The organism is Peribacillus sp. NPDC097895 (assembly GCF_050277555.1).
GTDB lineage: Bacteria > Bacillota > Bacilli > Bacillales > DSM-1321 > Peribacillus.
The window spans coordinates 548,073-561,893 of record NZ_JBNNSH010000001.1 but is presented as its reverse complement, the minus strand read 5'-3'; the positions used below and the strand labels follow the sequence as shown (position 1 = coordinate 561,893).

The following is a 13,821-nucleotide window of genomic DNA, read 5'->3' as shown; positions in this document are numbered from 1 at the left end:
TTTTCCTCCTATTTTGGTAAAAATTCATTGGTAAATGCCTTTTCAGGATCGAAATCACCTTCGAGAAGCTTATTTTCAGTCATCCAATCACTGTAATTCTTCCAAATTTCAAGCTTTTGTTCACCCCAACGCGGAGCATCATCCTGATACTTGGTTGCAAGCCACTCCTGGCTTTTCTTCACTAGTTTAGCATCAAGATCCGGTGCAGCCTTAATTAACATGTCTGCTGCATCATCGGGATTCTTAATCGCAAACTGGTACCCTTTCGAAGCTGCATGAACGAATGCTTTAACGGTTTCAGGATCTTCTTTAATCATCTTTTCATTTGTGGTCAATACAGGCGTATAGTAATCAAGCTTATCAGAGTATTCGGTTAAGTAAACCATATTCAGCTTTTCATTTCTCAACTCGGCCTCGATACCTGTCCACCCATAATAAATCCAGGCGAAATCTATATCCCTTTTAACTGAAGTGAAAAAATCTGTGTCCCCTGTGTTCACAATATCCACTTTATTTACATCCGCATTATCTTTTTTCATGAGTGAATCAAGAATGGCCTTTTCAACTGGAGAACCCCAGCCACCATACGTTTTCCCTTCAAAATCCTTGGGAGTTTTAATGTTTTTTGCCTCAGGGGAAGCGAAACCTGAGGTATTATGCTGGATGACGGCAGCTAGCGAAACTATTGGCACGCCCTGTACGCGAGCCTGCGTGATGCCCTCCTGGTAGCCTACGCCAAATTCAGATTTCCCTGAAGCCACAAGCTTATCAGCTCCAGCTTCACCAGGCATGATAATTTCTACATCCAGTCCTTGTTCTTTAAAATATCCTTTTTCCTTCGCTACATACAATCCTGTATGGTTTGTATTCGGGGTCCAATCGAGCACGACCGATACTTTTTTTAATTCTTTATTGTCTTCATTTTTAGATGCTTCCTCTTTTTCATTCGTTCCGCCTGCACCGCATCCAGCTAAAAGGAACAACGAAGCTAACAGTGGCAAAAATTTATTCAAGACTTTATCCTCCTACACATTATATAAGATCGATATGCCGGAACTATAACGGGCGCCAGGTTCTCTTCAAATAAAAAACAAAAAACGCCCGAAGATGAATTCGGACGTTAACATACAAAACAGAAAGTCAGTAATAATATGTATGTTCCCTCCGCTGGCATCATCCAGATCAGGTTCAAAGAGTCAGCATCTAAAGGACGCAATCTCAGCCAGCAATACCGGCCCCCCTACATTTCTCGCACATATGAACTTTTCTCTCTCATTATATCAATTCATGCCGAAAAGGGAATACTAATTTGCTTCTTCTCTCTAATTGGAAAGGTTTCCTAGCAGTTTAGGTTATCTAGCAAAACATCTTTTGGAATGAAAGCAAAAAAATACTGCCTCTTTTCATTCCGATCATTCTCGGCTGAAACGGCAGCTGAAACGTTCCAAATAGTCAATTTAAAGCTTGCATTCATATAATGAGCATTACATGTAGACATTTTTGTTTACCGGTTTTATAAACCGTTAATTTCATAAGCAAAAGGTGGATATGATCATGATAAAGATTAATCACAAATGGTTAGATGTCAGTCAAATCCAACCAGGAATAGCATCTGCTAAATCGCCTGAAATTGTCCAATTACTGGCGGAAGATTCTAACGTTTTTGAATACCGGAACTTTGGAGAGTTTAATTTCGAGATACAACTGAGGAATCGAGTCATTGCGGCAGCTATTGCGTTGGATAAAAGTGGTGCAGAATTTTCCACACTTGAGGAATCGGGAAGCAATAAACAATATTGGAGCCTTTCAAAGGATGGCACCTTTACCCTTCAGCCAGGGATTCTCCCTCATGCTGCACTCGTTGACATTTTCATAAATGGAAGGCTTTATGCTTTCGAATGCGGGACAGCAATGGTCGTCACTTTTTTAAAGGCCATTTTGGATTTAATTGGCCCTAGGAATTTCGACAACCTTTTTTCAGACCTTTTTTTATATGACTGGCACCCTCCACAAAATATGGCTCTCATCGTTCACAAAGGAAGGGATTATTCACCAGGTGATTGCGTTTACTTCAAAAACCCTGATCACGATGAGGCAAAGCCTGAATGGCAAGGTGAAAATGCCATATTATTAGGAACTAACCTCTTTTATGGCCACGGGATCGGAATTACCAATTCACAGGGAATCATCGATGAATTGAATAGCAATAGAAAGCCGTACGCCACCATATCAGCATTCCTGACAGATCATATCATTTTTCTGGATAGTTCCTACTATAGACAATTCCAACAAAATACTCCCCGTGCAAAGCCCGATCACAGTCCTGTCAGCCTTTCCAATTGTATTGTTTCTGAAATAGGTTCGAATATGTACCTTTCATGACCCTGGCATTTCCCCTATGCCGTAAAACCGTTTTATTAAATACCGGCATAAAAAAATGCTTGGGGAGAAAACTCCCAAGCATTTTTTCTTATTCAAGCACCAATATTCCTTTTACCTTTAAACCTGCGGGCACTTGCCTGCCCCCATTTCGTAATGGATAGCGTATAAACGGCCAAGGCTGACCATATGAACAAAAAGGCTAAAAGATGTGCTTTGGTAAAACTCTCGTGATAAACGAATACACCGATCAATAAGGATAAGGTCGGAGCGATATATTGAAAAATGCCAAGCATCGATAGCGGGATTTTCTCCGCCCCCTTCGCAAAATATAAAAGAGGTAAAGCCGTGACAATCCCACCGCCGACCAACAGCAAGCCTGTGCTTCCCGCTGTAAAGAATTGCATGTCTGATTTCGTCATCAAATATATGAGGTAACCCAGGGCCAGAGGCGTTACCATCATCGTTTCGAGCGTCAGCCCTATCGCTGATTCGGCCTTGATCATTTTTTTTGCCAAACCATATAATCCAAAGGTCATGGCCAAGACGAGAGAGACCCAAGGAATGGTGCCGAAATGAATGCCAAGGATCAAGACTCCGATTCCTGCAAGCAGGAACGAAAAGATCTGGGCTCCGCTCAATTTTTCTTTTAAGACAATCACTCCCAATAATACACTGACTAGCGGATTGATATAATAACCTAGGCTCGTGTCAAGGATCCGTCCTGAATTAACGGCCCAGATGAACACTCCCCAATTGGCTGTAACGAGCAGTGATGCCGTAAGTAATGCCGCAAAGAGTTTTGGATTACCCAATATGTTTTTGACATAATCCACGAACGATTGCCATTTTTTCATGAACATCAATAAAACCAGCATGAAGACGAAAGACCATAATACCCTCTGCGCTAAAATCTCTGTTGCACCGACTCCCTGAAGAAACTTCCAGTAAACTGGAACAAGTCCCCACATCATATAAGAAAGGGCGGCATAAATTGCCCCTTCTTTTTGTTCATCCACTTTCATAACCTGCCTTCTTTCCAATTACAATCATTTATCGAAATCCATCTAACTATTTTGCATATCCATTTCTTTTTTTGCAACTGTTAATTTTTATCATACACGACTCTGTCATCAATGATCGTCATGACCGCCTCAGCTTTTAGAAGATCATCTGGCTTAACTGCAAAGACATCCAGATCAAAAACGGTAAAATCCGCATCATACCCTTTAATGATTTGACCGCGACGTTTTTCTTGGCCTATTGCTGCTGCACTCCCTTTTGTATAAAGTACGAATGCCTCATATACGGAAAGTCTTTCATCCAAGCCATATACATGGCCATCCTCACTGTTGATTTTCGTCCTTGTGACAGCAGCATGAATGCCCAAAATTGGATTTAACGGCTCAATCGGAGCATCTGACCCTCCCGCACAAATAATTCCCATATTCAAATATGTTTTCCAGGCGTAGGAGGATTCCAATAGATTTGCTGGAACCTTTTCTTCCACCCACGGAAAATCGGAAGGTACGAAACCTGGTTGGATATCAAAGATGACCGGTAGTTTTGCCGCCCGCTCCAACAGTTCCGGCCGGACAATTTGTGCATGGATGAGCCGATCCCTCAGTCCTTCTTTTGGGGGGAGGGCTTCCATTGCATTCAAGACATATTCAAAAGCAAGATCGCCAATGGCATGGACAGCAATCGGCATTCCAGCCTGCCTTGCTTTTTGCACCCATTCCTGAAGCTCTGTTTCGGTGAATATCGCCACGCCATTCGTGTCTTTTTGATCTACATAAGGTTCGCTCAACAGGGCTGTATGGCCTCCTAAGGAGCCGTCAGTAAATATCTTCATGCTGTCGAATTTGATATATCGCGTACCTTCTTGATAACGGCCGCCTGCTGCCAGCATCTGTTCAAACGCTCCATGATGGACGAGTAAATTGGCGCGAAAGACCTTATTCCGGTCCTCGATGACAGATTTAAACGCCTGATAAGTCGGCATGAAGCCATTGTAATAATGGAGGTCTTCAGTATGCCCGCCAGTCAATCCTACCTTATAGGCGTCTTGTATCGCCTCTGTAAGCGCATTTTCGATATACTCCTGGTCAATGCCAGGAAGGCTGTCTAAAATAAGGTTCTGCGCCTGGTTCTCTTTAAATAAACCATTTAACCTCCCATCAGGATAACGGCAGATAACCCCGCCTGGCGGTTCTTTCGTAGCCTCTTTAATATTAGCTTCTAAAAGGGCGCAAGAATTAACCACCAAGGCATGACGGCATATTCTTTTCAATACGATGGGATGCTCTTTCGATATCGCGTCAAGCTCATCACGCAATATCAATTCAGCACTAGGCCATTCATTTTCATTCCAACCCTCAGCGACAATCCACTTTCCAGCCGGTGTCATTGCGCATCTTTCCTTCAAGGAACTCAATATGGACTCCCTGCTATCCATCAAAGAGAGGTCTAGACGAAGCAATCGTTCACCATGCCCGACCAAATGGAGGTGACTATCCACTAACCCAGGCAGCATCGTTTGTCCTTTTAAGTCGATTTCCCTGGAAATATTGCCTCCATATTCATTTTTTAAATAGTCGGGGCTGCCTGTATCTACAATTACCCCCTTTTCAGTGAAGACTGCCTCCACTTGATCGTTTTCTTTAATCATCGTATAAATCGACCCATTGAACCATAACGTTCCCATTCCGGCTTTACACTCCTTATTAAATGATTGTTACTGTACAGATATGCAGTAAGTGTATCATCTCAAATTAAGAATTCCCATATTTATGCTTTTATGCAATCCCCCCTGTTATATAAAAAAACGCCAGCCTTTGGGGCTGACGGTAATGCTTTCGATCAATTATTAAGGAGTGCTTCTTCCCTTTTCCGTAAATCCACCCGTTTGATTTTACCGGATGTTGTTTTAGGAAGCTCTTCTAAAAATTCGATTTTCCTTGGATATTTATATGGAGCCGTCAATTCTTTTACGTGCAATTGGAGGGTTTTGATCAAGTCCTGGCATGATGGATCGATATCATCCATTAAGACAACAAATGCCTTGACCACATTCCCCCTTATTTCATCAGGGCTGGCTATAACCGCACACTCTTTCACATATGGATGCTTAACGAGTGCATCTTCCACTTCAAACGGTCCAATGGTATAGCCTGAGCTGATGATGATATCATCAGAACGACCTTCAAACCAGAAATAACCATCTTCATCCTTTTTCGCCTGATCGCCGGTGACATAATAATCACCGCGGAATTGCTTCGATGTCCGCTCGGGATCTTTAAAGTATTCTTTAAAGAGAGCAGGAGTATCGACGTGCACGGCAATGTCCCCCACTACACCTGGAGAGCAAGGATTGCCGGAATCATCAATGATTTCAACATGGTTGCCTGGAGTTGGTTTGCCCATGGAGCCCAGTTTAATTGCCATGTCTTTTGTGACACCTACCAAAAGAGTGTTTTCGGTTTGTCCATATCCATCGCGGACTTCGATCTGGAAATGGTTTTTAAACACCTCGAACACTTTTTGATTTAATGGTTCGCCTGCTGATACAGCACTATGAAGATGGGATAAATCATAATCATCAAGGTTATCCACCTTGGCCATCAATCGGTACTCGGTTGGTGTACAGCATAACCCATTCACTTTATAATCCTGCAGAAGCTGAAGATATTTCTTGGCCTCGAACTTCCCATGATAGGCAAGACCGGTTGCTCCCGTTCCAAGAACAGCCAAGAACGGACTCCAAATCCACTTTTGCCACCCCGGACCTGCCGTTGCCCAAACCACATCCCCTTCACTGATGCCCAGCCAGTTTGCAGCAGACGTTTTCAAATGGGCATAAGCCCAGCCATGTGTATGGACGACCCCTTTTGGGTTTCCTGTCGTTCCGGAAGTATAAGATAAGAATGCCATATCCTCACTCTTCGTGGCGGCAATGGACAGCTGATCCGATTCCGCATCGGCAAGCTCATTCAAATCAAGCCAATTTTCTATTCGTTTTCCGATCGAGAATTTCAGAAGGCTTGCCGCCCCCTCTACTTCATCCAATTCATGTGTATATTCATGATAACTGATTATCCCTTTAACATCACCGTGATTAATACGATACTGCAAGTCCTTTGCCCGAAGCATTTCGGAGCAAGGAATGACAATCATGCCTATTTTCAATGCGGCTAAATAAACCTGATAAGCTTCCACTAGACGAGGAATGATGATCAGGACCGTATCCCCTTTTCCCAGTCCTTTTTTCTTGAAGGCATTTCCGATTTTATTTGCACCTTTTAATAAATTTTCATATGTAAGTTGCTTTTTATCTCCGGATTCGTTCTCCCAAAGTACCGCAACTTTTTCTGGATTTCTTGCAAAACGTTCCATTTCACTCACTAAGTTGTAATGTTCCGGAGCTAATAAATCTTCACGCTTCATTTTCTTCCCCTCCAATTATGAACTCTTAGTACCTACTCATTATACAAGATACTTCTCTAATATTTCTATGTATTTTTACAAATAAATAAATAAAGAGAGCAGGTTATAAACCTGCTCTCTGTAGCCATATTTATTAAATTAACGGTTAAATCCTCCGCCTAATTGTTGTTCAGCCATTTGAACAAGGCGTTTTGTGATTTCTCCACCAACTGAACCGTTAGCGCGAGATGTTGTGTCGGCACCAAGTTGTACGCCGAATTCTGTTGCAATTTCGTATTTCATTTGTTGTAGAGCTTGTTCTACTCCAGGTACCAATAATTCGTTTGAGCTGTTGTTGTTTGCCATGTGTTTTTCACCTCCTTGTGATTATAGAATGTGTTAAAACACATGGCTTCATTCGCACAATTTTATTGGTAATTACAGGAATTAAAATAAATCATCCATAGCCTCATCATTATTGAATGTATGTCCCGGTCTAACCGTCAATATTTCGGTATCGGAAACCGCTTTTTCAATCAATGATTCAAAGTCGACAAAGCTTTCATAGAAATTGACTTTTTCACGTTTTGGTTTCGTTTTTGGGCTTGCCGGCGTAAAGACCGTACAACAATCTTCGTACGGCAGATTGGATATTTCAAAAGTATCAAGCTCTCTGGCAATTTTGATGATTTCCGTTTTATCCATGGTGATCAATGGACGCAGAATCGGTGTATTCGTCACCTCATTGATGGCAAACATGCTGCTCATCGTCTGGCTCGCTACCTGTCCAAGGCTTTCTCCTGTAATGAGTGCCATCGCTTCTTCCTTTTCACGGATTCGATCGGCGACTTTCATCATCAAACGACGAGTTGTCGTCATGGAGTAGTTTTCCGGAATCTGTTTTTGAATCAGTAATTGAATTTCCGTAAATGGAACAATATGCACTTTCATGCTCCCATTTATTTCAGCAAGCTTGCCCGCCAGATCAATGACCTTTTGACGAGAACGCTCACTTGTGAAGGGAGGGCTGTAAAAATGGATCGCTTCTACATCCAATCCGCGTTTCATTGAAAGGAACCCCGCAACAGGGCTATCAATCCCGCCAGAAAGCATCAGCATTGCCTTTCCGCTCGACCCGAATGGAAGCCCGCCTGCCCCCTGGATGATTTCACCCGTCAAATACACAGCTTCGCGTCTTACTTCAACCAACAGGTTCAAATCCGGGTTCTTTACATCCACTTTTAAATCTTCCGTATTTCGAAGCAAATGCCCGCCGAGTGCCCTGTTAATTTCATCGGTATTATATGGGAAATCCTTATCCGCGCGTTTTGTCGTGATTTTAAACGTGCTTACATCTTCAAGCGTGTGATTAAGGTAATATAACGCTGCCGTTTTCATCACTTCTAAATCACGCTCGATTTTTATCGCAGGGCTTAAAGACTGAATCCCAAAAATACCTTTCAATCGGTCTATGACAGGCTTATGATCCACCCCGTTCAAAAGAACGTACATCCGCTCCCGGTTGGCTGTAAGGACTACGCCTTCAATATCCTTTAAACTCCAGCGGATATGCGCCTTCATTTTGTCAACAAAGCCTTTGCGGTTTCTCTTTTTCGTGGAGATCTCTCCATAACGAATAATTATATGATCGAATTTCATTTAGCAACCCTCATTATTTTTTCTAATTTAGCGACTATTTTCTGTATCGCCGCCAGAACTTGCTTCGCTTCTTCCATCTCATTGCCATAGGTAGTACTGATCCGGATGACACTTTCGGAACGGGCTTGATTATGGAACATCGCATCCACCGTTTTGCTTACCGTCCTTTTTTTCGAAGAACATGCACTTGTCGTCGAAACAAATATTCCATCCGATTCAAGAGCATGCAGCAATACCTCTGATTTAAGTCCCGGAACGGAAAAGTTCAAAATATGGGGTGCACCCTCCTTAGGTGTGTTAACCATCACCCCGTCCATTTCGTTCAACCCTTTATATAAATATTGTTTGATTTGCTGCAGCTTATCATGATACTGCAATTGATTGTTCATACTAATACGAAAAGCCTTCGAAAGAGAGACGATTCCCGCGACATTTTCGGTGCCGCTTCTGAGTTTCGTTTCTTGATTTCCACCGTGGAATAGCGGATCGATCCGAACGCCTTCACGAATATAAAGGATGCCTGTCCCTTTCAAGCCGTGTACCTTGTGTCCTGAAATTGTACATAAATCCACATGGGCATCACGTAATGATAATGAAACTTTGCCTGCCCCCTGCACATTATCGACATGAAAGAGCACGTGTGGGTATTGCTTTAACACTTTTCCTATTTCAACTACCGGTTGTATGGAGCCAACCTCATTATTAACATGCATGACGGACACTAAAATGGTATCTTCCCTCAGTGCATTCTTAAGATCAGTTAAATCAATTTGCCCAAATTCGTTCACAGGCAGATAGGTGATTTCGTAACCTATTTTCGTCAATGATTCGCATGCATCTTCAACCGAAGGATGTTCAATCGCTGTCGTGATGATGTGTTTGCCCCGATTTCCCTGGGAATGGGCGGCTCCTTTAATGGCAAGATTATTCCCTTCCGTTCCTCCGGATGTGAAATATATTTCCGAGCTCTTCACCTTTAATAAATCTGCGATCTGCTTTCTTGCAGCAGAAAGAAGCTTTTCGGATTGTACGCCAAGCCCGTGCAGCGAAGAAGGGTTGCCAAAATAATCCGCAGAAACCTTTGCGAACGATTCGATTACTTCGGGATATGGTTTTGTTGTTGCACTATTGTCAAAATAAATCATGGTTTCACCTTCCATGTTTTGTATCTATGATGGTCACTCTTCTAAATATCGCTTCAAATGTTGCTGTTGCAACTTCTAATATTAACATAATTGAATTTGAAAGAGAATGTAAAACACTGGTCATGTAAGAAAGAAGCCTTGCATACTCTTCACTCCCACCCCACTCGAATATATTGGTAGAAAACTAATTTAGGGTCCGGAAAAAGAAAAAACCCGCCATGGCGGGTTTTCAGGAAAGAACTTCTTCTACGTTCGCTCCAATTTTCCGTAAACTTCCTGGGTCGACCTTTTCAATGGCCGTGGCTGCCGTTTCCAGTGCAGCTTGATATTCATAGCTGCGAAATTTTGCTTCCGCTTCCCTTAAGCTATCGGCCACTGTTTCGTGACTGCTGCGATAACGATTGCCGAATTGAATTACTTTTTCGGCCAAATACATATGTTCGATCAATTCTTGTGCTTTTTCGTGGACCTTATTCACCTGTTGAACCGCTTTTTCTAAATAAATATAAACAACTGCCATGTCAAGCGGTTTTTCTTCAAGTTTACTTTGAACGTCATCCATGCTTTCCTTGGCATCAGATAACACCACTTTATACTCTTCAGGTAGACCAGGAATATTACTTTTGGCAATTAAACGGCCCGTATCAACCATTTTGCGTTTCAATTCAGCCAGTGAATCCCTGGCATCCATTTCATCTTTCCTTAAAGCCTGTAATTTAACGGCAAAGTCTTTCTGATTTTCCTGTAATTCTGTCAACTGTACTGCCAGTCCTTGCATCTCTTCGCTGATCAGCGAGCTTGCCATCACATTGTCCTCCATCTTCAAGACAAGCAATTGATGGCGTTTCGAAATCTGGGCAATCTGCTTTTCCATTTTTCTTTGTGCATCCAGCTCGTTTTCTGTTAAATGATAGGTGTGTTGAACATGTATCGTTTCAACTTTGAGTTTATCACTTTCGTATTCAAGGTCACTTATCGTTTTCCTGAGCACTTCATCATTTTTCAAGATATACTGTTTTGAAAGCACTTCTTTCTCCAGTAGGTCATATAGCACGTCAATGCTTTCGCGCATATCTTTAATGCCTTTATCAACAGCTTCCGTTTCGGCATTTTCCAATTGTGTTTTATATAAATCCAGTTCTTTCTCAAGCCTGGATATCTCCTGTTCGAATTGGATATGACTCAACAGATACCCCTGTCCTGACATTTCCTCATACCCATCCTTTAATTCATGAAGTTGGGAATGCAGCTCGGATTGACTATCAACCAATAATTTTGGAAGCATCTCCATTTTAACCGACAGGGCTGCTAGTTTTTCCTTTATGGAAAGAACAAGCTCCCTCGCATTTAAATAATTTCCGTTCACAGTCTCTTCTTCATACTTCTGCAGGATTTGCACTACTTCATCCAAGGAGTTTTCGAGCTTATCAGCGGCTTTTCCATAATTATGTCTGTGTGCAAGCAATGATTTCTTCAATGTGCGGTAGGATTCTTTAATTTCCTCGATTTCCAAGCGATTCTTTTCCTCACTGCCTACTAGTTCATTCAATTCATATAGAATCTTTTTGATCATTTCTTCGATTTCATTGAGCTTGACTGTAATTTTGCGCTGTACCTCTTTTGATCGGCTGAAACGGTATTTATCGACAAACTCCTCTGCATCGAATAAAAGCTCTTCGACTTCAGGCATATGGTCCGTAATGATAGCGTCCCATTCAATGCGCCAGTTTTCGAACATTACTTCTGTTTCACCTGTCATGTTCAATTGTTTGACTTTAGAAAGCTCTTCTAGCACGGGGCGGTGCATGATGCTAATTTTCCAGGATTCCAGTCGATCGATTTCTTTAAAATATCTTTTTTTGAAAAAATAACCCCAAATGATGAAAATCAAAATTAATACAATTACCCCAATTATGTAATCCATGGTAAGCCCCCTGTTCTAGTCCTTACAGTCTTGCTCTATTATATATCAATTTTAAAAATGTTAAATTTAATGCTTTTATGATACCATGTTAGCAATAATTTTTGATGAGAAAAATGAATTATTTGTAGAAAATTGCTACAAATACCTGTTTTTTGGGAGGGAATGGCCATGAAAGCTGACAGTCACGTGCATACTCCGTTTTGCCCTCACGGCTCTACGGATGAATTCGATGAATATATTACGCGGGGAATCGAGCTAGGATTAAAGGAAATCACATTTACGGAGCATGCTCCTTTGCCACGAGATTTTCAAGATCCTACACCTGAAAAAGACAGCGGTATGGACGCTGCCCTGCTCCTGGATTACTTTCAAGAGCTCCGCGTACTGAAAGAACGTTATAAAGACAAAATCTTGATCAAAAGTGGTCTTGAGGTTGACTTTATAGAGGGTTATGAAAAAGAAACAAAAGAATTTCTCGATGACATCGGAGAATTCCTTGATGATAGCATACTTTCCGTCCACTTCATCAAGCATCAACATAGTTGGCATTGCATTGACTTCAGTGAAAATGAATTTGGTGCGATTGCCAATGAACTAGGATCTGTCGAAGCGGTATATGCCAAATATTACGATACGTTAGAACAATCAATCAAAGCGGATTTAGGCATTTATAAGCCTAAGCGGATTGGGCATATTACCCTTGTCCATAAATTCCAGCTTCGATATCCGCCAGCATTAAGTTTTGACGAGCGTGTTTACAAAGTGTTGGACATGATCAATGAAAATAAATATGAACTTGATTATAATGGAGCTGGGCTTGTAAAACCTCTATGCGGTGAGCCTTATCCTCCAGAACGATTCGCTAGACGTGCCCATGATCTAGGAATTCCGCTTATTTATGGTTCAGATGCCCATCAGGCTAAAGATTTGGGTCAGGGCTATCGGGCATTGATTGCAGAGTTCAATGGATAACTCATGTATACACTTTTGGCCCACCAGCTAGCAGCGGCTGACGGTCTTCGGCATTGAAAAGTGTATCTTGCAGAAAACGTCCGACCTCATTAGCATATATATTCGTGTAATAGGCTTCCTGCGGGAACACATGAAGAACATCCATCGCATAATGGGTGTGCAGGACAGGAGCCGTTAGCAGGCCCTTCAACTGGAGCATATACATGGGAATCGAGACCGGCTGGAAACTCCTGCTTTTAATCCCTTGTTCCAAAATATATTGAAAATAAGACTTTTCCTTTGTAAAATAAGTCGAATGAATTTCCCGGTTTAAATTGGAATCCAGTGAAGATTCCCCATATATGAACCGTGCGGCCAGGAAGTTTTCCCTCTGGAAAGTGAGAATATCCTTTACTAGATTCATCAAGCATTGCTGCGGGCCTTTAAGGTCCAACAGCGTCATGTTCGTCTCAAGGACCAAGATATATTCTTCTAAATAGGAAGTGAAACAGAATTCCAGCAATCCCTGCTTATTTTTAAAATAGTAGGCAATATTGGCTGCGTTCACTTTCGCTTTATTCGCAATATCCCTTATGGATGTAGCATGATAGCCTTTTAAATGAAATAAGTGTAATGCAGCTTCCACAATGGCTTGTTTCGTTGGCGTCTGGCGATTCATTTAGGCAATCCCTCGCTTTCTTTGAGACAAGTCTTGTGGACTATTTCTGCACGGAATAGAGAGAATCCTTTAGTAAGTTCTCGACAATTTCCCAACAATCAAGCAACATGACTGGAAAGTGCTGTAAAAATATGAGGAAGACAGGTGAACGCTTTTGTTTAATGTCGAAATGTATCAAGGAAAAAAAGAAAAAAACTATGAACTTGTCCAAAAACAACTTTTTGCCTTAATAGAAGATGAAACAAACCGGATAGCTAATTTAAGCAATGCGGCAGCATTACTGAATCTGTTTCTCGATGAGATTAACTGGGTCGGGTTCTATTTATACGAAGAAGACCAATTAATTTTAGGACCCTTTCAGGGCCTTCCAGCCTGTGTCCGCATTCCAATGGGTAAGGGCGTATGCGGGACTTCAGCAGCCACTGAAAAAACGCTGCGCATCGAGGACGTCCACCAATTCCCTGGACATATCGCCTGTGATGCAGCATCGCGATCTGAAATTGTCATACCGCTCATGAAGGATGGCAAATTGATCGGTGTGCTCGATATCGACAGCCCTATCACGAACCGATTTGACGAAATGGATCAGCAAGGACTTGAAAAGTTCGCTGAAATCCTTTCCAGGCATCTATAAATTGAAAGGGAGCGGCAACACATGC

The 13,821-nt window shown here is 42.0% G+C and carries 12 protein-coding genes and 1 riboswitch; of the genes, 3 read left to right on the top strand and 9 right to left on the bottom strand.

Translation table 11 applies throughout. The features are described from left to right. Window positions 1–8 precede the first annotated feature (8 nt). Complete coding sequence (locus tag ACQKMH_RS02610) at window positions 9–1,013, bottom strand: ABC transporter substrate-binding protein (RefSeq protein WP_427585949.1); 1,005 nt, start codon at window positions 1,011–1,013, stop codon at window positions 9–11. Window positions 1,014–1,142: 129 nt separating this feature from the next. Beyond that, window positions 1,143–1,252, bottom strand: a riboswitch (TPP riboswitch). A gap of 302 nt (window positions 1,253–1,554) precedes the next feature. On the opposite strand from ACQKMH_RS02610, the gene ACQKMH_RS02605 reads away from it, so the two are divergent. Next, window positions 1,555–2,382 (top strand): protein-glutamine gamma-glutamyltransferase, encoded by an 828-nt coding sequence (locus tag ACQKMH_RS02605; RefSeq protein WP_427585948.1) that lies wholly within the window; start codon window positions 1,555–1,557, stop codon window positions 2,380–2,382. A gap of 92 nt (window positions 2,383–2,474) precedes the next feature. Here ACQKMH_RS02605 and rarD read toward each other — a convergent pair whose 3' ends face one another. The 7 genes from rarD to ezrA all read right to left on the bottom strand — a co-directional run bounded on the left by rarD (window position 2,475) and on the right by ezrA (window position 11,532). Beyond that, window positions 2,475–3,404, bottom strand: a complete 930-nt coding sequence (gene rarD, locus ACQKMH_RS02600; RefSeq protein WP_427585947.1) for an EamA family transporter RarD — start codon at window positions 3,402–3,404, stop codon at window positions 2,475–2,477. A gap of 80 nt (window positions 3,405–3,484) precedes the next feature. Then, window positions 3,485–5,086 (bottom strand): amidohydrolase, encoded by a 1,602-nt coding sequence (locus ACQKMH_RS02595; protein ID WP_427585946.1) that lies wholly within the window; start codon window positions 5,084–5,086, stop codon window positions 3,485–3,487. Between the two features lie 155 nt (window positions 5,087–5,241). Beyond that, window positions 5,242–6,825: an acyl-CoA synthetase MbcS gene (gene mbcS, locus ACQKMH_RS02590; RefSeq protein ID WP_427585945.1), complete on the bottom strand. Its 1,584-nt coding sequence runs from the start codon at window positions 6,823–6,825 to the stop codon at window positions 5,242–5,244. A gap of 138 nt (window positions 6,826–6,963) precedes the next feature. Beyond that, window positions 6,964–7,170 carry an alpha/beta-type small acid-soluble spore protein gene (locus tag ACQKMH_RS02585; protein ID WP_034309203.1) on the bottom strand — a complete coding sequence of 69 codons (207 nt, stop codon included), beginning with the start codon at window positions 7,168–7,170 and terminating at the stop codon, window positions 6,964–6,966. An 81-nt stretch (window positions 7,171–7,251) separates the two neighbouring features. Beyond that, window positions 7,252–8,463, bottom strand: coding sequence for a tRNA uracil 4-sulfurtransferase ThiI (thiI, locus tag ACQKMH_RS02580; RefSeq protein ID WP_427585944.1), 1,212 nt, complete (start codon window positions 8,461–8,463; stop codon window positions 7,252–7,254). After that, window positions 8,460–9,608, bottom strand: a complete 1,149-nt coding sequence (locus ACQKMH_RS02575; protein WP_427585943.1) for a cysteine desulfurase family protein — start codon at window positions 9,606–9,608, stop codon at window positions 8,460–8,462. The genes thiI and ACQKMH_RS02575 overlap by 4 nt, the downstream gene beginning before the upstream one ends. A 229-nt stretch (window positions 9,609–9,837) precedes the next feature. After that, entirely contained in the window at window positions 9,838–11,532 is a 1,695-nt protein-coding gene (gene ezrA, locus ACQKMH_RS02570; RefSeq protein WP_427585942.1) for a septation ring formation regulator EzrA, read from the bottom strand. Window positions 11,533–11,700: 168 nt separating this feature from the next. Here ezrA and hisJ point away from each other — a divergent pair, with 168 nt between their 5' ends. After that, window positions 11,701–12,504 (top strand): histidinol-phosphatase HisJ, encoded by an 804-nt coding sequence (hisJ, locus tag ACQKMH_RS02565; RefSeq protein ID WP_427585940.1) that lies wholly within the window; start codon window positions 11,701–11,703, stop codon window positions 12,502–12,504. Between the two features lies 1 nt (window position 12,505). Here hisJ and refZ read toward each other — a convergent pair whose 3' ends face one another. Next, window positions 12,506–13,162, bottom strand: a complete 657-nt coding sequence (refZ, locus tag ACQKMH_RS02560) for a forespore capture DNA-binding protein RefZ (protein ID WP_427585939.1) — start codon at window positions 13,160–13,162, stop codon at window positions 12,506–12,508. 154 nt (window positions 13,163–13,316) lie between these two features. Here refZ and ACQKMH_RS02555 point away from each other — a divergent pair, with 154 nt between their 5' ends. Continuing rightward, window positions 13,317–13,796: a GAF domain-containing protein gene (locus tag ACQKMH_RS02555; protein ID WP_427585938.1), complete on the top strand. Its 480-nt coding sequence runs from the start codon at window positions 13,317–13,319 to the stop codon at window positions 13,794–13,796. Window positions 13,797–13,821: the final 25 nt, after the last annotated feature.